This window comes from Paenarthrobacter sp. YAF11_1, assembly GCF_052113445.1.
GTDB lineage: Bacteria > Actinomycetota > Actinomycetes > Actinomycetales > Micrococcaceae > Arthrobacter.
In genome coordinates this window covers 113,653-135,492 of the sequence record NZ_JBFRDF010000013.1, presented here as the reverse complement: position 1 = coordinate 135,492, position 21,840 = coordinate 113,653, and the positions used below count along the sequence as shown (strand labels likewise).

The following is a 21,840-nucleotide window of genomic DNA, read 5'->3' as shown; positions in this document are numbered from 1 at the left end:
GGTCGGTCCAGCGTTTGGCCATTTTGGTGACGAAGTCCGGGTCGGTTTCGATCGCGGTGGTGGTCAGGGCGTGTTCCATCCGGGTCAGGGTGTCCTCGTCGGTGAGGTTCCGGACTTTGTCCAGGGCGGTACTGATGATCGTCGCGGACCGGGAGGGCACCAGCGCGGAACCAACCGCTTGTGCCAGTATGTGGCGGCGGGCCGGGATCTCCTGCCCGGCGATCCCTGTCTGGGGGAGGACCTCGGGGGCGAGGGCGAGCCTGCGTTTGGCTTCGCCGATGCCGATCCTCAACCGTGCCCGCAGGAACTCGGCCGCGTTCCGGTACCCGTCATCGAGAACACTGGCCTTGGCCGCGGAACCCCAACTAGCTGATCCTGTTCCTGCCACGGAAGCCTCGCCACCCACGGAAGGGGTGCAGCGTGCTTCACCATCGGGCGCCGGAGCACTGGCAGTTCCCGTCCTAATCAGCGAAGCTGCCGCGGCGTCGGTTCCAAGCTGCGGTGCTGTCCAGCCTGTCCGCCATTCCGGCGCTGCTGCCGAGGACCCCGGACCGGCCCGTAGTGCTTCGGTCCGGGCCCGTTCCACCGCGCGGGCAGCAACAACTTGGAGGTACTCCAGTACCCGCGAGACGTCCTCGACCTTGCCGGCAAAGTCAGCCGCGTCTTCGAACCCAAACAGGGAAGCCTCGCCGGGAGCGGACCGGCGGGCAGTGTCCAGAAGTGCCGCGCTGTGGGTAAGAAGCGCCTTCAGGTCCAGCCCGCCAGCCGCGTTGGGGTCCGGACGCTGGGTGTCGAAACGTTGGACTGGTTGAGCAGGCTTGGAGCCCTGGCTGGTCCGGGGATTCCGCTGTGGTTTAGGGATCGATCCCGTATTTTGGGCCGAAACGTCGGCCGGGCCGGGGTTGGTATGCGATGAAGCCCGGGCGGACTTGGTCTTGCCCTTTAGTAGCCCAGCGCCGTGGAAGTGGCCGACCCAGGTGACGGGCGCCGTCGAATCCTTGAACCCGGCCTTCAGCAAGTCCGGCATGCTCAAGGAGCGCCGTGACCGGACGGCGGACAGGGCAGCGACAGCAGGGGACCATTCCGCCCTCCGTGCTGTCAACTGCCCTTGATCTTCCATAAAAACATCATGTCAGGGGGGTACGACATTATTAGCTGACCATGGATGACGTCCGCAGGCACCCGAAAAAACAAGACAGTCATGCCGAAGTGAGAGCAGCCAACGCCATCTGTTCCAGGATGGGCCTGGCTGACTTTGCGGCAATTTTCCTGCCGTGGTGGCGCACCGAGTGGGGTGTGGAGTTGATCAAGCCAAAGGCTGCGTGCGCCCGGACGCGGAGGCCGGGGACATCGGCGTCGGTATGGATGCGGGCAAGGACGTCCACCCACGTTTCAACGTAACTCCGCTGGAGGGACCTGACTTCTGCCTGGTCGGCATCACTGAGACTTCCGAAGTCCCGGTCCTGGACGCGGATGACGTCGGGATTGCTGAGCGCGAAGTCAACCTGGAACTGGATCAGCCCCTTCAGGGCGGTCAGGGAATCGCCCGACTCTGACACCACCCGTAATCCACCGTCCAGCAAGTCCCGGCTGACGCTGAGGAGAAGTTCGCCGAGGACCGCTTGCTTGCCGGGAAAGTGCCGGTAGACGGCGGGTCCACTGACGCCCGCTGCGGCGCCGAGATCCTCAAGCGACACGCGGGTAAAACCGTTCTCCGCAAAAAGTCCCGCGGCAGCGGACAACAACGCCAATCGTCGGAGTTCCTTGGCCTGCCCCCGTTGCGTGGCGGCGGCACGGGTGCCGTTGTTGCTTGCTTCCGGACCTCCGGTCACTTTTCCTCCTTGGCGCCAGGGCTGACCCGATACTTGCGGGATTTGCCGTGCTGGACATCACAGTTAATAAAGACTAACCTAAATTTCAGTTACGAGGCACTAACCGAAATGGCCTGTGGCCGGGAATGGGACAGGGGTCAATGGAGACAATTGCCAGCCTGATGGGAACCGCCGGCGGCACCTTTGAAGCCAACCAGGAGGCGCAGCTGGCCCTGGTGGCAGAACTGAAGGAACGCCTGGCGACGGCGGCCCACGGTGGTCCGGCCGCGTCGCGTGAGCGACACATCGCCCGGGGGAAACTTCTGCCGCGGGAACGCATTGACTATCTGCTGGATGACGGCAGCCCCTTCTTGGAGATCGCTCCTTTGGCTGCCAATGGCATGTACAACGAAGATTGCCCGGGTGCCGGGGTCATAGCGGGCATTGGCCTGGTCCATGGCCGCCATGTCCTGGTGATCTCCAATGACGCCACAGTCAAGGGCGGTACCTACTATCCCGCGACGGTGAAAAAGCACCTACGGGCCCAGGAAATTGCCATGGAKAACAAGCTCCCGTGCATCTACCTCGTGGATTCAGGCGGAGCATTCCTGCCCAAGCAGGACGAGGTCTTCCCCGACAAGGAGCACTTCGGCCGGATCTTCTTCAATCAGGCCAAAATGTCAGCGGCCAAGATCCCGCAGATCGCCTCCGTGATGGGGTCGTGCACGGCCGGCGGCGCTTACGTACCGGCCATGAGCGATGAGACAGTCATTGTCCGCAACCAGGGCACCATCTTCCTGGGTGGCCCGCCCTTGGTCAAAGCCGCCATCGGCGAAATTGTCACCGCCGAGGAACTGGGCGGCGGGGACGTCCATTCAAGGATTTCCGGGGTCACTGACCACCTGGCCGAGAACGACCAACACGCACTGGAGATCGTTCGGGACATCGTGGCCACGTTGCCGAAGCCGGCGCAGCCGGCCTGGGACGTGTCCGACGTCGTCCTGCCGCCCGTCGTCGATCCTTCAGGGCTTTACGGTGTGGTTCCTACAGACGTGAACGCCCAATACGACGTCCGCGAAGTCATTGCCAGGCTCGTGGACGGTTCCGAATTCCACGAGTTCAAGAAGAACTATGGCACCACCCTGGTGACCGGGTTCGCGCACCTGCACGGCCACCCCGTGGGCATTGTGGCCAACAACGGCGTCCTCTTCAGCGAATCCTCGCTCAAGGGCGCCCACTTCATCGAGCTCTGCGATCAGCGCGGCATTCCCTTGATCTTCCTGCAGAACCTCTCAGGCTTCATGGTGGGCAAGGACTACGAGCAAGGCGGCATCGCCAAGAACGGCGCCAAAATGGTCACCGCAGTGGCTACGGCCCGGGTACCCAAGCTGACGGTGGTCATCGGTGGTTCCTTCGGAGCGGGCAACTATTCCATGTGCGGCCGCGCGTACTCGCCGCGGTTCCTCTGGATGTGGCCGGCCGCCCGGATCTCCGTGATGGGCGGAAATCAAGCGTCGAGCGTCCTGGCAACGGTCAAACGGGATCAGTACGAGGCCTCCGGCCAGGAATGGTCTGCTGAGGATGAGGAAGCCTTCAAAGCCCCCATCAAGCAGCAATACGAAGAGCAAGGAAGCCCCTATTACTCCACCGCAAGGCTGTGGGACGACGGCATCATCGATCCCGCCGACACGCGGCGCGTCCTGGGGATGGCCCTGGACGTTGTCTCCCGCCAACAACTGCCGGAGACCTCCTTCGGTCTCTTCAGGATGTGACCATGACCCTGCCAACAACAACCACAGCCCCACCCACCCCGGCCGTCGCTGCCCGAACCTTCAGCGCTGTCCTCGTTGCCAACCGTGGAGAGATCGCCTGCCGCGTCATCCAGACACTGAAGGAGATGGGCATACGCTCCATCGCTGTGTACTCGGACGCCGACAAAGACGCAAGGCATGTGGCCCTCGCCGATACCGCCGTCGCCATCGGTGGCACGGCACCAGCCGAAAGTTACTTGAAGATCGACGCCATCATCGACGCGTGCCGCCGCACCGGAGCTGAAGCGGTCCACCCGGGCTACGGGTTCTTGTCCGAGAATGTGGAGTTCGCCAAGGCGCTTGACGCCGCGGGTATCACCTTCATAGGGCCGGGAATCAATGCCATTGACGTCATGGGCGACAAAATCCGTTCCAAGAACCACGTCATGACCTACGGCGTGCCCTGCGTTCCCGGCATCGCACAACCAGGACTTACCGACCAGGAACTGATCGACGCTGCAGCAGCGGTAGGTTTCCCCCTCCTGATCAAACCGTCCGCGGGTGGTGGCGGCAAAGGCATGCACGTGGTGGAACGGGCTGAGGACATGGCGTCCACGCTCGTCACAGCGAGGCGCGTGGCTGCATCCGCTTTCGGCGACGACACTCTCTTCCTGGAACGGCTCATCAGCACGCCCCGGCACATCGAGGTCCAGGTGCTGGCGGACAACCACGGCAATGTGATCCACCTCGGCGAGCGCGAGTGCTCACTCCAACGACGCCACCAGAAGGTCATCGAAGAAGCGCCGTCGGCCCTTTTTGAGTCACTGCCCGACGGCGTGGAGCAGAGGGCCCGTATTGGCGAGGCGGCCTGCAACGCGGCCCGTTCGGTCAACTACAGCGGTGCCGGCACCGTTGAATTCCTGGTGTCCGACGAGCACCCCGACGAGTTCTTCTTCATGGAGATGAACACCCGCCTTCAGGTGGAGCATCCTGTCACTGAGATGGTCACCGGCATCGACCTCGTTGAATGGCAGGTGAGGATCGCCGCCGGTGAGGTGCTCACCGTTGCGCAGTCCGACGTCGTCCTCCAAGGCCACGCCGTGGAGGCGCGTGTTTACGCCGAGGTCCCGGAGCGGAACTTCATGCCATCGATGGGTAGGATCGTGGCGCTCGCAGAGCATGGTCCCGCGGACGCAACCGTTTCGGGCCGGCAACAGGCGCGGGCGAACGTTCGGATCGATTCCGCCATGCGCGACAACCTGGAGATCACAGGGGACTACGATCCCATGCAGGCCAAGGTCATCGCATGGGGTGAGGACAGGACGGCGGCGCTGGATACCCTTGACGCTGCGCTGGGCCGGTACACGCTGCTTGGGGTGGATACCAACGTGGAGTATCTACGGTTGCTGATCAACGATTCCGAGGTCCGCGCCGGACAGTTGGATACCGGATTGATCGAGCGCAAACTTCCGTCGATGTCGTTCCGGCACGCAGGTTCGGACGAACTGATCGCTGCCGCCCTCACGCTGTGGCTGGAGCGCACGGGATCGGCGCAGGCGGGGGACGCCTGGGCAACACCGGACTCCTGGCGTGTTGGTGCCCGGGGTGCCTGGACTGCCACGCTGGGGATTCCCGGAGGCAGCGTTGCCACGGTGTCCGTCACCGAAGAGCACGGTACCGTCACGGCTAGCATCGACGGCGGGCAGCCGGTCAACGTCCGGGTAGCGGACCGCCGCGTGGACGGGATTGTCCTGGAGTTCGACGGCGGCCTTGTCACCTACGCGGTTGGCGTGGTGCCACGAGGGCAAAACGGTGTCAGCGGGCTGGGCACTGTCCGTGAAATCCACCTCGGCACCGATGGCTGGTCCTGCAGGCTCGAGGTCCTGAACCGTGCCGGGCGTCTGCGGCGGATGCTTGCGGGCATCCAGCGTGACGAAGGGGCAGCAGACCCCGTAGTGCGCTCGCCGATGCCCGGAACGGTGGTGTCGGTGTCGGTTGCCGATGGCGAGAATGTGGAAGAGGGCCAAGTGCTCCTGGCTGTCGAGGCCATGAAGATGGAGCATCACCTGGTGGCGTCCGTCGCTGGAACCGTCCACCTCACCAGCAAACCCGGCGACCTGGTCAAGGCCGACCAGGTGCTCGCCACCATTCACGTGGACGCAGAGACCACAAGCACAGACAAGGAAATCCAAGCATGAGCACCTTTGAACTCAACGAGGAGTACCAGGACCTCAGCGACTCCGTCCGCGAGTTTGCCGACGAGGTTGTGGCTCCCGTGTCCGCCAAGCATGACGAAGAGCACAGTTTTCCCTACGAGGTTGTGAAGCAGATGGGGGAGATGGGCTTGTTCGGCCTGCCCTTCCCTGAGGAGTTCGGCGGAATGGGCGGCGACTATTTTGCCCTCGCACTGGCATTGGAGCAGCTGGGCCGCGTTGACCAGTCGGTGGCCATCACACTCGAAGCCGGTGTCTCGCTGGGCGCCATGCCGGTGTACCGCTTCGGAACGGACGCGCAGAAGGAAGAATGGCTGCCGGAGTTGGCGTCCGGACGGTCCTTGGCCGGGTTCGGCCTGACGGAGCGCGAAGCAGGGTCTGATGCCGGCGGCACCAAAACCAACGCCCACCTGGAAAACGGCGAGTGGGTCATCAACGGCAACAAGGAGTTCATCACCAACTCGGGCACGGACATCACCACCCTGGTGACGGTCACTGCAGTCACGGGCGGGAAGCAGAACGCGGACGGCAGCGCCAAGAAGGAGATCTCCACCATCCTGGTACCAACGGACACGCCCGGGTTCAGGGCGGAAAAGCCGTACAACAAGGTGGGGTGGAACGCCTCGGACACGCACCCGCTGACCCTGGACAACGTCCGCGTTCCCGAAGAGAACCTCCTGGGCGAGCGAGGCCGCGGCTATGCGAACTTCCTGTCCATCCTTGATGAGGGACGCATCGCCATCGCTGCCTTGGCCACCGGTGCGGCCCAGGGATGTGTGGACCTGTCCGTGAAGTATGCCAAGGAACGCAGCGCCTTCGGACAGAACATCGGCAAGTACCAGGCCATCCAGTTCAAGATCGCCCGGATGCAGGCCAGAGCCCACACCGCACGTCTTGCCTACTACGATGCCGCCTCCCGGATGCTGGCAGGTAAGCCGTTCAAGACCGAAGCGGCCATCGCTAAGATGGTCGCAGGCGAGGCAGCCATGGACAACGCGCGGGACGCCACCCAGGTGTTCGGCGGCTATGGTTTCATCAACGAATTCACGGTGGCGCGCCATTACCGCGATTCCAAGATCCTTGAAATCGGGGAAGGCACCACCGAGGTCCAGTTGATGCTCATCGCCCGCGAGCTGGGTCTGTAACCGTACGGGAAGGATCAAGGATGATTGACAAGGTTGTTGCCAGCGCCGCGGAAGCGGTAAAGGACATCCCGGACGGCGCCTCTCTGGCTGTGGGAGGGTTCGGCCTCTGCGGTATTCCCGTGTCCCTGATCGAGGCCCTTCACAGCCAAGGCACCACTGATCTTGAAACTGTCAGCAACAACTGCGGCGTGGACGACTGGGGCCTGGGCATTCTCCTGAAGGACGGTCGCATCCGCCGCACCATCAGCTCATACGTGGGTGAGAACAAGGAATTTGCGCGCCAGTACCTGGCGGGGGAGTTGGAAGTCGTCCTCACCCCGCAGGGAACTTTGGCGGAGAAGCTACGCGCCGGTGGCGCCGGTATCCCGGCCTTCTACACCAAGGCCGGTGTGGGAACCCAAGTGTCGGAGGGTGGGCTTCCGCAAAAGTACGACGCCGATGGGAACGTTGCCCTGGCCTCGTCGCCGAAGGAGGTCCGCGCCTTCAACGACGCCGACTACGTCCTTGAGGAGTCCCTGACTCCGGATTTCGGGTTGGTTCATGCCTGGAAGGGTGACCGGCACGGCAACCTGGTGTTCCATGCAACGGCCATGAACTTCAACCCGCTCTGTGCCATGGCGGCAAAGACCACCATTGCCGAAGTGGAGGAATTGGTGGAACCCGGGGAGCTTGACCCTGAGCATATTCATACGCCGGGAATCTTCGTCCAACGGGTGGTGCTGGCGACCTCCAGCGAGAAGCGGATAGAAAAGCGGACTGTGGCGCTGGCCCCCACTACGGGCGCAAGCCAGGCTGACTCAAGCCAAGCGGGCGCAAGCCAGACAGGAGCGGAACGATGACCGACAACACATTCCACGACATACCGCCCCGCCCGGAAGCCGTCCGGCACGAGTACCGTCGCGCCGACGTCGAACATCACGAGGCCAAAGGCTGGACCCGCAACGAACTGGCCGCCCGCGTCGCCAGGGAGCTCACCAACGGCCAGTACGTGAACCTTGGTATTGGCATGCCCACCCTGATCCCCAACTACATTCCCCACGGCGTGGAGGTCATCCTTCACTCCGAAAATGGGATCCTGGGCGTCGGTCCTTACCCTGCGGAGGACAGGATTGATCCGGACCTCATCAACGCCGGCAAGGAAACCGTCACCACGAATGCGGGGGCCGCGTTCTTCGATTCGGCGGCGTCCTTCGGCATGATCCGCGGAGGGCACGTGGACGTCGCTGTGCTGGGAGCCATGGAGGTGGCTGCCAACGGGGACCTCGCCAACTGGATGATTCCCGGCAAGATGGTCAAGGGCATGGGCGGCGCCATGGACCTGGTGTTCGGTGCCAAGAAGGTCATTGTCATGATGGAGCACGTGGACCGAAGCGGCCGACCGAAAATTGTTCAGGACTGCACGCTGCCCTTGACGGGTAAAGGGTGCGTGGACCGGATCATCACCGACCTGGCCGTCATCGATGTCGTCAAGGACCAAGGTGACCCTCGACTGGTCCTCCGCGAACTGGCCCCCAACGTCACTCTTGAGGACGTCCTCGCAGCAACCGGAGCCGACCTGTTCGAGGAAGACCAGGAGCTCACCGTATGACCCGGGTTGTTGAGCAGCGGGGGCTGTACTTCGACGAACTCGAAGAGGGCGTGATCTACGCCCATAAGCCCGGGCGGACCGTTACTGAAGCGGACAACGTTCTTTTCACGACCATGACCATGAATACCCAGGCGCTGCACTTGGACGCGGCGTGGAGTTCCACCCAGCCCTTCGGGCAGCGGCTCATGAACTCCATGTTCACCTTGTCCACCATGGTGGGGCAGTCGGTGACCCAGCTGACCCAAGGGACCATCATCGCGCAACTCGGACTGACCGATGTCACCTTTCCGCACCCGCTGTATCACGGCGATACCCTGTACACGGAAACGGTGATCACTGAAAAGAGGCTATCGTCCTCCCGACCCGGTCAAGGCGTGGTGACCATGCAGCACACCGGCCGCAACCAGGATGGGTCGGTGGTGGCGCTGGCCACCCGGACGTGCCTGATGTGGACCAAGGAAGCGCACACAACGCCGTCTTAGAACACAACGCCGTCTCGGAACACAGCACAGCCATAGAGCCGCTCCAGTCCCTTGCCAGAACTACAAGCTAGGAATCCGTATGCCTTCTTCCGACCCGTCGTCTCCCTCAGCGGTGCTGCCGTTCACCATGGGTCCGGCCCTCCTTTTCTGTCCAGCCGACCGGCCGGAGCGTTTCAGGAAGGCAGCCGACCGGTCCGATGCCGTGATCCTGGACCTCGAAGATGCAGTGGCGCCGACGGACAAGCCCCAGGCCCGCGAAGCGATTCTTGAGCAGCTGGGTGCCGGCGAGCTGGATCCGGGCAGCACTATTATCCGGGTGAACCCTGTGGGGACCCCTGAGTTCGAGCTCGATCTCCAGACGCTGGCGAAGACGCCCTACCGGACCGTCATGCTGGCCAAGGCCGAAAATGCGGGGCAACTCAAGGCCCTGGCAGGCTTTCAGGTCATTGCGCTCTGCGAGACAGCTGCGGGCATCGTCAATGCCCCCTCCATTGCCGCCGAGCCGAACGCCGTGGGACTGATGTGGGGTGCTGAGGATCTGTTGGCTTCCCTGGGCGGGCTCTCCAGCAGGAACGACGACGGCGGCTACCGGGCTGTCGCACTGCACTCACGGTCCGCCGTGCTGCTCGCCGCAAAGGCGTCGGGCAAGGAAGCCATCGATTCCGTGTATGTGAACATCCCGGATCTTGAAGGGTTGTTGGCAGAATCCCACGATGCCGTAGCCAGTGGATTCGGTGCCAAGGCCTGCATCCACCCCAACCAGGTGGCCGTAGTGCGGGAGGCCTACGCTCCCACGGGCATTAACTGCCACCTCGGCGGGCGGTCAGAGCGCTAGGCGCGTACCGGCGTCGACAGGGCCGTCAGTGCAACGGCGGCGGGCCGTGCTGCCTCGCTCGTGATGGTTACCGCCTTCCCGCTTTTGGCCGATTCAAGCACCGATTCCATGACTTCCAGCGCGTGGAAGGCCAGTTGTCCGCCCGCGCGGGGTTCCTGGCCCGCAGGGGTAGCTGCGAGGTCGGCGATTCCGAAGCCGCGGCCCGAGTCCACGTAGCCGGCCGAAACGGGGAGCGTCTCCCAGTCCCCGGCGCCCAGCGCGAAAAGCTGTACATCGCCGTCGAAGTGGTTGGGGTCCGGGACGATCAAGGAGCCCCTTTCACCATGGATCTCGATGTTGGGGCTCTTGGTCTTGACGGCGTCGAAGCTCATGAACAGGGTGGACAAAGCCCCTGATGCATGGACAAGGACGCCGGTGACGTGCGAGTCAATGTCCACTGGTACCGTCTGCCCCTGCCGCGGGCCCGAACCGATGGTGCGTTCGTTCCGGGTATGGCTGGCAGCTCCCACCACCGACACCACCGGACCCAACAGCGTGACCATGGCCGAGACGTAATACGGTCCCATGTCCAGCAGGGGACCACCGCCGGGCTGGTAATAGAAGTCAGGGTTGGGATGCCAGCGTTCATGGCCGGGAGTTGCCATGGTGGCCGTGGCGGAAACGGGCGCCCCGATCAGGCCGTCGTCGATTGCCTTGCGGGCGGTCTGGATTCCCGTACCCAACACAGTGTCAGGGGCGCACCCTACTGCAACTCCAGCCGCTGCGGCAGCGGACAGGACGTCCCGGGCCTCCGCCGTGGTGGCAGCCAGCGGCTTCTCGCCGTACACGGATTTGCCGGCGGCGATGGCTCTCAGCGCGATGTCGGCATGGGCCGCAGGGATGGTCAGGTTCAGGACCAGATCCACGTCCTCGGCGGCGAGGAGTCCGTCCACGGTCAGGGCCCGGACGCCCTCGTAGGAGTCGGCGACGGCCTGCGCCCTGGCCGGGTCCAGGTCTGCGACGGCCACCAGGTTGATGGAATCGAGCCGGCGGAAGTTGGTCAGGTACTGCGCGATGATGGCGCCACAGCCAATCACTCCAACGTTGAGCGGCGTATCGGTGCCGAACTCCTTGGCCGGGGTTATCGGGACGCCCACAGCATGCCCCTTTCAATGATGGTGCGGACGTTGCTGTCCTGGAGGATTTCCACGCGGTGGCCGGGAGTGCAGACGAAGATCCTGCCTTCGCCCCACTGACGTGTCCAGATGGCAGGCGAGGTGACCTCACGGTTCCACGGATCCCATTCGCGCACTTTTTGGGTGGTGGTGGCCAGGACGTCGATGTAGTCATCGGACAGGACCCAGTACTGCTCCGTGACGAGGTCGAAGTCGCTGATTCCCTGCGTAATGGGGTGGTCGGCCGCACCCGGCAGCATGTTCACTGTGTAGGGGACGTAGTTGTCCGACTGCTCGCCGATCCGCTCGTCCGCGTGCTTGCCGGGGTGGCAGGCAAACTGGCCGCCGATCAGGTGCAGGTAGTCCGAGTTGTTTCGGTAGGAATCGGCGATGCCCCCGTGCCAGCCGGCCAGGCCCGTGCCGTTTTCGACCGCAGCGCGGAGACCCTCGAATTCGTGTTTCTCGATGGTCGTCATGGTCATGCATTGCACTATCAGGTCCACGCCCGCCATGTACTCGGAGTCGGCATAGATCTTGGGGGATTCTTCCACCCGGACGTCGTAGCCGTTGTCCTTGAGATAGGGGATGAACAGTTCGGTGGCCTCCACCGGCTGGTGGCCGTCCCAACCGCCTCGGACCACCAACGCTGTCTTGTTCCTGTTTGTCATGTCTTCCTTTCAGACTTTCTGCCAGCGGCTTGAGTTATCCGCGCTCGCCTCGACGGCGGCCAGAACCTTTTGGACCTGCAAAGCGTCAGCGAACGACGGCGACGGCTGCTCGCCGGCCCCGATGGCGGTCACGAGATCCACCACCTGATGCGTGAAGCCGTGCTCGTACCCCAGCCCATGGCCGGTGGGCCACCAGTTGCCGACGTAGGGGTGGGAAGGTTCGGTGACCATGATTTTTCGGAAGCCCGCGTCCGGTTCCAGGGCGGCATCGTAGAACTGGAGGGAGTTCATGTCCTCGAAATCGAAGGCAAGGGACCCCTTGGTGCCGTTCAGTTCCAGGCGCATGGCGTTCTTGCGGCCCAAGGCAAACCGGGTGGCTTCGAAGATGCCGATCGGGCCGGCGCCGGCACCGGCGTCGTGCCTCCCCTCAAAACGTGCCGTAAACAGCGCAGCATCGTCCACGGTGACCGGCCCCTTGGGGCCGTCAGAGCCGCCGTGGCCGCCCAGCCCCACAAAGTCTCCGCCCACCGGGCGTTCCTTGACGAATGTCTCCAGCAAGGCCGAGACGCCGCTGATGTTCAGGCCGGTGATCCACTGTGCGGCATCGATGCTGTGCGCGCCGATATCGCCCAGTGAACCGGAGCCGGACTTGGATTTGTCCATCCGCCAGGTCAGTGGCGCATCCGCATCGCTCAACCAGTCCTGCAGATACTGTGCGCGGACGTGGCGGATGTCGCCCAGCCGGCCGTCGTCCACCATCCGCTTGGCCAGTGCCAAGGCCGGCGTGCGGCGGTAGCTGAATCCGCACATGGACAGCACCCCACGGTCGGCTGCTGCCTGGGCCACTGCCGTCATCTTCTCCGCTTCCTCCACGGAATTGGCCAGGGGTTTTTCGCAGAGGACATGTTTTCCCGCTTCAAGAGCGGCGATGGCGATTTCGGCGTGGGTGTTGCCCGGCGTGCAGATATCAATGAGGTCGATGTCGTCGCGCTCTATCAGGCGACGCCAGTCGGTTTCCGTTGAGTCCCAACCAAATTTGCTGGCTGCTGCCCGGACACCGGCTTCGTTGCGGCCGGCTACGGCAGTCAATTCAGGCCTCAGGGGCAGGTCGAAGAAGCGCGGCGCTGTCCGCCAGGCGTGGGAGTGGGCGGCTCCCATGAATGAGTAGCCCACCATGCCTACGCGCAAGGGTCGTGGCTGTGTCATGTGTGGTCCCTTTCTACTGGCAGCAGCCAGTTATTTGCTGAAACCGGCGGTCAGGCCACTGAGCAGTTGGCGCCGTGCAACGACGTAAATCACCAGCAGCGGGAGCGTTGCCAGGACAACCGAGGCGAGCACCGCAGGAATGTTGACGCTGAACTCGCCTTGGAAGGTCCAGAGCGACAACGGCAGAACGCGTGTGTCCGGGCTTTGGGTCAAGATCAGCGGGAACAGGAATCCGTTCCATACATGCAGTGCGTTGTAGATGCCAACCGTGATGACAGCAGGCTTGGTCATCGGCAACGCCAGGCGCCACATCATGGCCCAGTCGGAGCAGCCATCCAGCCGCATCGACTCGAAAAGCTCGTTGGGCACGTCCCTCATGAAGTTGGAGAGAATCAGCACGGAAATGGGGATGGCAAAAGCAATCGAGGGCAGGATGAGTGCCAGCAAGGTGTCGTACATGTGGGCTTTGGTGATCATCCAGTAGATCGGGATGATCGTGGCATGCAGGGGAATGGCCAGGCCCAGGAGGAAGACGTTGTTGGTCCAACCCAGGAACTTCCCCTTGCCGCGCACGATCGCGTACGCCGCCATAAAGGCCACAAAGAGGGCTGGAACCACACTGCCCACCGTCACGATCAGGCTGTTGGTGAAGTACTTGGCGAACTCGTTCTCCACCACCAGCTTGTAGTTATCCAGCGTTGGTTCCGCCGGTGGCAGCAAGGGATTGGAGGTGAAGAAGCCTGCCTGGTTCTTCAAGCTGGTGATCACCACGTAGTACACGGGCACGATGATGACCGCGAGCCAGAGCCAGCCGCCCAGTCCGCCGAGGAAGTTGGGCCGCGAGCGGCCCGTTTTCTGCGGACGACGGCGGGCTGCCGCCGGTTCAGGCAGTGGTGCCGGTGCTGTGGGGAGTTGTGTGGTGGAAGCCATTACGCACCTTCCAATTGGCTGGCGTTGCGGTTCTTGCCGCCGAGTCGTTGAAGGAACAGTGCCAGGGCCAGCCCGATGACTACCAGGATGACTCCCAGCGCGCTCGCCGCGCCCATGTCGTTGGCTTTGAAACCGGTGAGGTACATGTGCAGCGGCAACAGCCTGGTGGAATAGCCGGGGCCGCCTGCGGTCAGCACGAACACCAGGTCGAAGTACGCCAGGGATCCCACCAGCATGAGGGTGGAGGAAGTGATGATGGTGTACTTCAGCTGGGGGAGCGTGATGTTGATGAACTGCTGCACGCGGCCGGCGCCGTCGATCTGCGCGGCTTCGTAGAGGGAGGCGGGGATCTGGCGGACGCCGCCTTGGTAGATCAGGGTGTGGAACGGAACAAACTGCCAGGCGATGACGAAGACCACCACGAACAGGACCAGATCGGAGTTGCCCAGCCAGTCCTGCGCCAGGAACGGCAAACCCAAGCCGGGGCCGAGGCCGAAGTTCGGGTCCAGCAGGGCCTTGAAGGCGATGGCCACAGCGGCAGAGGAGAGCAACAGCGGAACGAAGTACAAAACGGCCAACGCGGCACGGTACTTCTGGTTTGCTGCGGTGAAGACGCCCAACAAGAGACTGATGGGTGCCTGGACGATGAAGGAGAAGAACATGATCTTGGCGGTGACCAGCAGGGCGTTGCCCGTCACAGGATCGGCCAGGACGGTGTTCCAGCTGGACAGGCCGTCGAGCTTGATCTCGCCCAGGCCATCCCAGCGGGTGAAGCTCAGGAACAGGACTCCCAGGAGCGGGAGGATGGCGAACAGCATGAAGAACGCGAGCGCCGGGGCGGCCAGCCACCCCGACGGACCCTTCTCAAGGGTCCGTCGGGACGGCTGTACCCGGGCGGTCCGGCGGTGCGCAGTAGTGGACGACACCGGGCTACCTTCCGATCGTTGCGTTCATGGTGGAAGCGAACTGTTCCGGGGTGATCTTCTTCAGGAAGATCTGGTCCAGGTTGGCCAGCATGGCATCGCCTTGCGCGGGGCTCAGAGCCTGGTCCCAGGACAGGGTGAAGTCCGGTGCATCTTTGGCGAGCCCATAGACATAGGTCAGGAAGTCCTTGTCGGGGGATGCCGCCAGCTTGTCTTCGATACCGGTGACTACAGGTACGGCTCCTGAGTCGATGAGGCCTTGGACGTTCTCATCGGTGAACATTCCGTCCTTGACGTACTCAAGGGCCGTTTTCTTCTGTTCTTCGGTGGCTTTGGAGGAAACGGACCAGAAGTTGGTGGGGTTGCCCACTACGTTGGCCGGGTCGCCCTTGCCGCCCTCGACGGTGGGGAACGGGGTGTATCCGAGCTTGCCGCTGGTGACGAAGTCCGCTGCGTCCTTCTTCATTCCCTGGTAGATCCAGCTGCCCTGCAGGATCATGGCGGCCTTGCCGGTGTAGAGCAGGGCTTGGTCGGCGTTGCTGTCCGCAGCTATGGAGGAGAACCCGTTGATGAAGCCGCCGGCGTCCACCAGTTCCTGGATTTTGGTCAGTGCTTCGATCACCGCGGGATCGGACCAGGCGCCGGGTTTGTTGGCGGCAATGTTGGCGAACACTTCCGGGCCGCCGATGCGGTCCACCAGGTATTCGAGCCACATGAGGTCCGGCCACTTGGACTGCCCACCCAAGGAGAAGGGTGCCACGCCTGCGGCCTTGAACTTGGGCACCAGTGCCATGAGTTCGTCCCAGGTCCTGGGTGCCTCGGCGCCGATCTTGTCGAAGACATCCTTGTTGTAGTAGAGAACTACGGGCTGCACTTTGTTGTTGGGGAGGGCGTAGGTCTTGCCGTCGATCACGCCGCTTTCCAGGATGGAGGGAAGGTAGCGGTTCTGGACTTCCGGGTTTTCCTTGAGGAATCCCGTGAGGTCATCCACCTGGCCGGCATCAACGTAGGACTTGAGGACTCCGCCGCCCCAGCCGTAGACGAGGGTAGGTCCCTGGCCGGCTCCGACGGCGGTGCGGACTTTGGTCTTGTAGGCATCCTTGGCGAAGAAGTCGAGCTTGATGGCCGAATCGGGGTGTGATTTGTTCCAGGAGTCCACGGCAGCCTGGACAACGGGCTGGTCACCGCCTGTGAGGCCCCACATGGATGCCGAGTCTCCAGAGGCCCCTGTTCCGGCCGGACCCGAGGACCCGCAGGCTGCGAGTGCGATCGACAATGCGGCTGCAGAAACGGCCATTCCGGCGGTACGCAACTTGAGACTATTCATGTGCAGTTTCCATTCGTCCTTCGGGCTCGACGCTGATGGCCCGGTTGTTCGTGTAAAAGCCGCACTCCGCGGTGGTGGGGATCAGCTTCGATCGTCCCTTTCCGCTGACTTTTCGAAATGTTTCGAAGGTCCTTTCGGAAGTGCCCACCAAACTTAGCCGTGAGGCACGTCACCGTCAAGGGCCAGTATCCAGTAACTGCCACGACCCTGAGCCCATGTTGACGAGCGTACCGACGGCAATGCACACTATCTGCAACCGAAACTTTTCGAAAGCGATAACTGTGAGCATCGACGATCGACCCTCCAAACTGACCCTTTCTGCCGTCGCGCAGGAGGTGGGAGTATCTGTACCCACGGTCTCCAAAGTGGTCAACGGACGAGGGGACGTAGCCCAAGCCACGCGTGCCCGGGTGCTGGCGGCACTGCAGCGCACAGGCTATAAATCTCCCCTCCAGCGCAAAAGCAATCCGGTGCAGCGGACCGTCGAAGCGGTTTTTGATTCCCTCAATTCGGCCTACAACATGGAAGTCCTCAAGGGGATCATGGAGCAGGCAAACGTCTCCGACATGGAAGTGATCCTGTCGGTGACGGGTCTCCAGGCGGCGCCTCCGTTGGGTCCGGAAGAACGGGCCCAACGCATGGTCGATGAAGGCCGCAGCGGGATGATCGTGGTGACCTCAGCCTTTGGCACAGCCCACTTGGAAGCCTTCCAACGGCGTCAGATTCCCATCGTGGTCATCGACCCCCTCAACCCGCCCCCAGCCGACCTGTTCAGTGTGGGCGCCAGCAACTGGGCCGGTGGGAAAGCCGCCGCGACGCACCTCCTGGGGCTGGGGCACCGACGGATTGCATTCATCGGCGGACCTGCCACCGCCGAATGCAGCCAAGCCCGGCTGCACGGCTACATGGCCGCGCTCATGGCCGCAGGAATCGCGGTTGAACACGAATACGTTTCGGCAGGCCCGTTCCGGCCCGAGACCGGGGCCGCCGCCTTCAAGTCCCTGCTGGCGCTGGAGGATCCACCTACGGCAGTCTTTGCCGGCAGCGACAGCATCGCCATGGGCGTCCTGGCCGAGGCCCGCAGGCAGGACGTGCGCATCCCCGAGGAAATGAGCCTGGTGGGGTTCGACGGCACCTACCAGGCCGAAGAATCCACACCGCCCCTCACCTCCGTGAGCCAGCCGCTTCAGGAGATAGGGCGATCGGCGCTGAACTTCATCCTTCGCCAGATGCAGGGCGAAGACATCGACTCCCGGCGCGTGGAACTCGCAACCCACCTGGTGGTCCGGGAATCCACGGCACCCCCCGTGGATCTGCGCTCACGAAAGAAAGCGGCGTCGCGGAACTAGCTGCACGGGCCCAACGGCGTCATACAGCAACACCCGCACCCAACGCTCGCCGTTCTCGCGGAACTCCGCACGGCTGGCGAAACGGTACAGGTAGCTGCGTGCGCGCACCCAACGGGGGCGTTCGCCGTCGAACGGGTCATGGCGAAGCAGCCCAAGCGTGGGTTTGTCTGCCTCCAACAGTTTGTCCAGGAAAGCGTAGAACCAGTCCTCATGGACAGTCCGCAGGGGCAGGAACCACATCAGCCAATCGAGCCTTAGGTGGTACGGCGCCCACTGCCGCGGCAGCCGCCGCACCTCGCCGGGCTTGCCCTTGAAGCCGTACTCCAGCCAACTGTCATCAGGAGCGTCCGGGTCCTCAGCGGTAGTGCCCTCCACCACGATCTCGATGCGCTGCTTGGTGACCGTCCCGAACGCCCCATAGGCGTTGACCAGACGCCAACGGTTGAAGCTGGCATTCATGAGCTGCCGGCGGGAGAACAGGTTCAGGAGTGGCCGGTAGCTGAACACCAGCAGCACCACAGTCACCAGCACGACGACGGCGAGCCACCACACCGGGGTATCGGCGCCCTGGTGCCACTCCAGCGGGATGAACGGAAAGACCGCATGGGCGAGGGGGTCGCTGACGGCCGCGAAGGCAAGGACGATCGCCACCCAGTTCAACCAGGCAAAATTCCCGGTGCCCACCAGCCACAGCTGGGTCACGATGATGATGCCTGCCGCGATGCCGGCCAGGGGCTGTGGCGCGAAGAGGAAAAACGGCACCACCAGTTGCGCGAAATGGTTGCCCGCCACTTCCACTTTGTGCAACGGACGCGGCAGCAGATGTGCTTGCCTGCTGAGCGGGCCAGGCATGGGTTGTGTCTCATGGTGGTAGAACATGGCCGTCATGTCGCGCCACTCGCGGCCGCCGCGGATCTTGATCATGCCCGCCCCGAACTCAAGCCGGAAAACCAACCACGCAATGAGGATCAGGATGGTGGTGGGCGGGGGAGTCTGGTCCGATCCGAGGAAGGCCACGGTGAACCCGGCCTCGAGAAGAAGGATCTCCCAGCCGAAGCCGTAGAACGTCTGGCCAACGTTGACGATCGACATGTAGAGGAACCACAGGATCAGGAATGCCAGCATGGGCAGCCATGGAGGGCCCGTTTGGGGGAGGCCGATCACAAGCAAGGCAGCTACGCCGATCCCCGCCCAGCACACCGACTTCAGGAGCGCATCGGAGTAGAACCAACGGAAGAGGGTGGGCCTGGCCAGTCTGCGGGCCATGTCCAGGAAAGCCGGCACCGGCAACAGCCCGCGCTCGCCGAGGAGTGCCGGGAACTGGTTCATGGTGGAAAGAAAGGCGACCAGATACAGCGCAGCCGTGCCGCGCTGCAGCACCTGCCGGGCGAATTCATAGTCCCGCGCATCAAACCAGGACAGCCACTCCACCTTTCCACCGTACGCGCGGGTTGTGGATGGTCAAGCGATGCTGGTTTCCCAGCATCGTCCCCGCTCTGTTCGCCGCCCGCGTTACTGGCTGGGATACTTGGAGCATGCAGCCGCGCAAGATCGTCATCCTCGGGTCCACCGGTTCCATCGGCACACAAGCGATTGACGTTGTCGATGCTGCCCCGCACCGTTTTGAGGTGGTCGCGCTCAGCGCAGGTGGAGGGAACCTGGAACTCATTGCCCGGCAGGCGGTCCACACCCGGGCACAGGCGGTGGGCATTGCCCAGGGAGATCCCTCGGTCCTGCGGCAACTGATTGACGCGGCCGCCTCGGCTGCGGGGGTGCCGGATTTTGCGCCGGAGATCTTCGCCGGACCGGATGCCTCAACGCAGATCGCAGCCATTGAGTGCGACGTTGTCCTCAACGGAATCACCGGTTCCATTGGCCTGGCACCTACCTTGGCCGCGCTCAGCACCGGCGCAACGCTGGCACTGGCTAACAAGGAATCGCTGATCGTGGGTGGTGCCCTGGTCAAGGCCGCCGCCCGGCCGGGACAGATAGTGCCCGTCGACTCTGAGCACTCCGCCATCGCCCAGTGCTTGAGGTCCGGGACCGAACAGGAAGTGGAGAAGCTGATCCTGACCGCATCCGGCGGTCCGTTCCGCGGACGCACGCGCGATCAGCTTCACGGGGTCACACCTCAGGAAGCGCTGGCCCACCCCACCTGGGACATGGGCCTGATGGTCACCACCAACTCCGCCAGCCTGGTCAACAAAGGCCTGGAAGTCATCGAGGCGCACTTGCTGTTTGATGTTCCCCTGGACAGGATCGACGTGGTGGTCCACCCCCAGTCGGTGGTCCATTCCATGGTCCAGTTCGTCGACGGGTCCATCATTGCCCAGGCATCACCCCCGGACATGCGCCTGCCTATCGCGCTGGGGCTGGGCTGGCCGGATCGCGTCCCGCACGCTGCCAAGCCCTGCGACTGGTCCAAGGCCACCAGCTGGACGTTCGAGCCCCTGGACACCGTGGCATTCCCCGCCGTGGAGCTGGCCAAGGACGCCGCCAAACAAGGCAGCACCTTCCCTGCGGTATTCAACGCCGCCAATGAGGAGGCCGTCCATGCCTTCCACGCCGGGCGTATCCGCTTCACGGACATCGTGGATACCGTGGAGTCCGTCCTCAGTGAACATTCAGGCTCCTCCGAGCTAACGGTGGAGTCCGTGCTGGATGCTGAGAAGTGGGCACGCGCCCGCACCCTTGATCGTTTAGCCAGCAGCGCCCTGTAGCTCAGAACCCTTATGGAAGCAGTCCCACCGGCATGAGTCCCGTCCTTCTCTTCATTCTCGGAGTCGTCTTCGTCGCCATCGGCGTCGCCGTTTCCATCGCGCTGCACGAGGTAGGCCACCTGGTGCCGGCGAAGCTCTTCAAAGTCCGCGTCACCAAATACATGATCGGCTTCGGCCCCACCCTCTGGTCCAGGAAGAAGGGCGAGACGGAGTACGGATTCAAAGCCCTTCCACTGGGCGGATACGTCTCCATGATCGGCATGTACCCACCCAACAAGGTGGACGGCGCCGTCCGACCGTCCAGCACGGGGATGTTCCAAACGCTGGCCACCGAAGCGCGCTCCATGGCGCACGAAGAAGTGGGGCCGGGGGACGAAAACCGCGTCTTCTACAAATTGCCCGTGTGGAAAAAGATCATTGTCATGCTCGGTGGCCCCGCCATGAACATGATCATCGGGTTGATCCTGTTGGCCGTCCTGCTCATGGGCTTCGGCACGGCGCAGGCGACCACCACCATCGCGGACGTTTCCAAATGCCAGGTTGCCGCGGGCGAAACCGTGGACCCGGATTCAGCGGACTGCAAACCCACACCGGCAGCAGCCGCAGGACTGCAGCCGAACGACACCATCACGTCCTTCGACGGGAAGACCGTCACCAGTTGGGAGGAACTGACCGGCTGGATCCGTGCCTCGGCAGGCAAGGAAGTGGCCATCACCGTGCAGCGCAACGGTTCTCCCGTGGAGACCACCGTGACCCCGGTGCTATCCTCCCGTCCCGTGGTTGGCTCCGATGGACGCCAGGCGCAGGACGCCAACGGAGTTCTGCAATACCAGGAGGTCGGCTTCCTCGGGATCGGCGCCCAGAGCGCCTTGGTTCCCCAACCGGCGTCGGCCGTTCTCCCCATGGCGGGGGAGAACATCAAACAAATTTCCGGTGTGATCTTCAACCTGCCGGCCAGGGTGGCCGGAGTGGCGAAAGCAGCCTTCAGCGAGGAGCCCCGGGATCCGAACGGCCCCATCAGCGTAGTGGGCGTCGGCCGGGTAGCCGGCGAAGTCGCGGCCATGGAACAGGTGCCGATGCAGGCCCGCATCGGAACCCTGATCGGGCTGCTTGCAGGGCTGAACTTCGCGTTGGCCATCTTCAACCTCATCCCCTTGCTTCCCCTCGACGGCGGCCATGTGGCCGGGGCCTTGTACGAGGGCGCACGGCGCCAACTGGCCAGGTTGCGGGGCAAGCCCGATCCGGGCTCGTTCGACATCGCGAAACTGTTGCCGCTGACCTACGTGGTGGCTGCGCTGCTGATGGCCATGGGTGCCCTGCTGATCTACGCGGACATCGTGAAGCCCGTGAACATCTTCGGCTGAGCCATGACCATTTTCGGCAGATCACGAATATTTCCGGCGGATCAGGCGGGATAGGCTATCACCATGACTGTTTTCGCTGTTGAGTACGTATACGTCGCCGACTCCGGTGCCCTCCGCGACGAAGCCCGCCCCGCACACCGTGCCTGGCTGGGCGAACTGGCCGAGGAAGGCAAGCTCCTTGCCAGCGGCCCCTACGGTGACGGCGCCGGTGCCCTCCTGATCTTCAAGTCCGCGGATGAAGCCGGGCTCAACGACCTCCTCAAGCAGGATCCGTTTGCCGAAGCAGGCGTGATTGCCGGCATCCGCACTACCGAATGGGCCCCCATCATCGGGGTCCTGGCAGCCCACGCGTCCTAGCCGGGCGTCCTCCACCA

19 protein-coding genes and 1 pseudogene are annotated in these 21,840 nt (G+C 63.3%); 11 read left to right on the top strand and 9 right to left on the bottom strand.

The genetic code is table 11. From position 1 onward, the window contains the following. Positions 1–1,120 (bottom strand): annotated as a pseudogene (locus AB4Y77_RS18445) (HNH endonuclease signature motif containing protein); the annotation flags it as partial. Positions 1,121–1,199: 79 nt separating this feature from the next. Further along, entirely contained in the window at positions 1,200–1,832 is a 633-nt protein-coding gene (locus tag AB4Y77_RS18440) for an SACE_7040 family transcriptional regulator (protein WP_311214185.1), read from the bottom strand. A 140-nt stretch (positions 1,833–1,972) separates the two neighbouring features. Here AB4Y77_RS18440 and AB4Y77_RS18435 point away from each other — a divergent pair, with 140 nt between their 5' ends. The 7 genes from AB4Y77_RS18435 to AB4Y77_RS18405 all read left to right on the top strand — a co-directional run bounded on the left by AB4Y77_RS18435 (position 1,973) and on the right by AB4Y77_RS18405 (position 9,825). Continuing rightward, on the top strand, positions 1,973–3,583 hold the full coding sequence (locus tag AB4Y77_RS18435) for a carboxyl transferase domain-containing protein (protein WP_442014922.1): 1,611 nt from the start codon (positions 1,973–1,975) through the stop codon (positions 3,581–3,583). A 2-nt stretch (positions 3,584–3,585) separates the two neighbouring features. Beyond that, entirely contained in the window at positions 3,586–5,760 is a 2,175-nt protein-coding gene (locus AB4Y77_RS18430) for an ATP-binding protein (protein WP_442014921.1), read from the top strand. Continuing rightward, entirely contained in the window at positions 5,757–6,920 is a 1,164-nt protein-coding gene (locus tag AB4Y77_RS18425; RefSeq protein WP_442014920.1) for an acyl-CoA dehydrogenase family protein, read from the top strand. The genes AB4Y77_RS18430 and AB4Y77_RS18425 overlap by 4 nt, the downstream gene beginning before the upstream one ends. A gap of 20 nt (positions 6,921–6,940) precedes the next feature. Then, positions 6,941–7,759: a CoA transferase subunit A gene (locus AB4Y77_RS18420; RefSeq protein WP_442014919.1), complete on the top strand. Its 819-nt coding sequence runs from the start codon at positions 6,941–6,943 to the stop codon at positions 7,757–7,759. Beyond that, on the top strand, positions 7,756–8,508 hold the full coding sequence (locus tag AB4Y77_RS18415; protein ID WP_442014918.1) for a CoA transferase subunit B: 753 nt from the start codon (positions 7,756–7,758) through the stop codon (positions 8,506–8,508). The genes AB4Y77_RS18420 and AB4Y77_RS18415 overlap by 4 nt, the downstream gene beginning before the upstream one ends. Beyond that, positions 8,505–8,990 (top strand): MaoC family dehydratase, encoded by a 486-nt coding sequence (locus tag AB4Y77_RS18410; RefSeq protein WP_442014917.1) that lies wholly within the window; start codon positions 8,505–8,507, stop codon positions 8,988–8,990. Before AB4Y77_RS18415 ends, AB4Y77_RS18410 begins: the two co-directional genes overlap by 4 nt. 79 nt (positions 8,991–9,069) lie before the next feature. Then, the gene (locus AB4Y77_RS18405) at positions 9,070–9,825 is read left to right on the top strand and encodes an HpcH/HpaI aldolase/citrate lyase family protein (protein WP_442014916.1); all 756 of its coding nucleotides are present in this window, start codon (positions 9,070–9,072) and stop codon (positions 9,823–9,825) included. Here AB4Y77_RS18405 and AB4Y77_RS18400 read toward each other — a convergent pair. Genes AB4Y77_RS18400 through AB4Y77_RS18375 form a run of 6 tightly spaced genes read right to left on the bottom strand, consistent with a single transcriptional unit; the run spans position 9,822 to position 16,033 of the window. After that, on the bottom strand, positions 9,822–10,961 hold the full coding sequence (locus AB4Y77_RS18400; protein ID WP_442014915.1) for a Gfo/Idh/MocA family protein: 1,140 nt from the start codon (positions 10,959–10,961) through the stop codon (positions 9,822–9,824). The genes AB4Y77_RS18405 and AB4Y77_RS18400 overlap by 4 nt on opposite strands. Continuing rightward, positions 10,946–11,647: a ThuA domain-containing protein gene (locus AB4Y77_RS18395; protein ID WP_442014914.1), complete on the bottom strand. Its 702-nt coding sequence runs from the start codon at positions 11,645–11,647 to the stop codon at positions 10,946–10,948. Before AB4Y77_RS18395 ends, AB4Y77_RS18400 begins: the two co-directional genes overlap by 16 nt. Positions 11,648–11,656: 9 nt before the next feature. Next, the gene (locus AB4Y77_RS18390) at positions 11,657–12,853 is read right to left on the bottom strand and encodes a Gfo/Idh/MocA family protein (protein WP_442014913.1); all 1,197 of its coding nucleotides are present in this window, start codon (positions 12,851–12,853) and stop codon (positions 11,657–11,659) included. A gap of 30 nt (positions 12,854–12,883) precedes the next feature. Beyond that, positions 12,884–13,783 carry a carbohydrate ABC transporter permease gene (locus AB4Y77_RS18385; RefSeq protein ID WP_311214196.1) on the bottom strand — a complete coding sequence of 300 codons (900 nt, stop codon included), beginning with the start codon at positions 13,781–13,783 and terminating at the stop codon, positions 12,884–12,886. Further along, positions 13,783–14,709 (bottom strand): carbohydrate ABC transporter permease, encoded by a 927-nt coding sequence (locus AB4Y77_RS18380; RefSeq protein ID WP_442014912.1) that lies wholly within the window; start codon positions 14,707–14,709, stop codon positions 13,783–13,785. The genes AB4Y77_RS18385 and AB4Y77_RS18380 overlap by 1 nt, the downstream gene beginning before the upstream one ends. 4 nt (positions 14,710–14,713) lie before the next feature. Continuing rightward, positions 14,714–16,033 (bottom strand): extracellular solute-binding protein, encoded by a 1,320-nt coding sequence (locus tag AB4Y77_RS18375; RefSeq protein ID WP_442014911.1) that lies wholly within the window; start codon positions 16,031–16,033, stop codon positions 14,714–14,716. A 239-nt stretch (positions 16,034–16,272) separates the two neighbouring features. Between AB4Y77_RS18375 and AB4Y77_RS18370 the strand changes: the two genes are divergently transcribed. Next, on the top strand, positions 16,273–17,382 hold the full coding sequence (locus tag AB4Y77_RS18370) for a LacI family DNA-binding transcriptional regulator (protein WP_396136321.1): 1,110 nt from the start codon (positions 16,273–16,275) through the stop codon (positions 17,380–17,382). Here the strand turns inward: AB4Y77_RS18370 and AB4Y77_RS18365 are convergent. Next, complete coding sequence (locus AB4Y77_RS18365; RefSeq protein WP_311214199.1) at positions 17,353–18,813, bottom strand: lipase maturation factor family protein; 1,461 nt, start codon at positions 18,811–18,813, stop codon at positions 17,353–17,355. The two genes, AB4Y77_RS18370 and AB4Y77_RS18365, sit on opposite strands and share 30 nt — an antisense overlap. A gap of 104 nt (positions 18,814–18,917) precedes the next feature. Between AB4Y77_RS18365 and dxr the strand changes: the two genes are divergently transcribed. The 3 genes from dxr to AB4Y77_RS18350 all read left to right on the top strand — a co-directional run bounded on the left by dxr (position 18,918) and on the right by AB4Y77_RS18350 (position 21,823). After that, the gene (gene dxr, locus AB4Y77_RS18360; RefSeq protein WP_442014910.1) at positions 18,918–20,102 is read left to right on the top strand and encodes a 1-deoxy-D-xylulose-5-phosphate reductoisomerase; all 1,185 of its coding nucleotides are present in this window, start codon (positions 18,918–18,920) and stop codon (positions 20,100–20,102) included. Between the two features lie 32 nt (positions 20,103–20,134). After that, positions 20,135–21,466: a M50 family metallopeptidase gene (locus tag AB4Y77_RS18355; protein WP_442014909.1), complete on the top strand. Its 1,332-nt coding sequence runs from the start codon at positions 20,135–20,137 to the stop codon at positions 21,464–21,466. Positions 21,467–21,529: 63 nt separating this feature from the next. Beyond that, positions 21,530–21,823, top strand: coding sequence for a YciI family protein (locus AB4Y77_RS18350; RefSeq protein WP_159707390.1), 294 nt, complete (start codon positions 21,530–21,532; stop codon positions 21,821–21,823). Positions 21,824–21,840 lie beyond the last annotated feature (17 nt).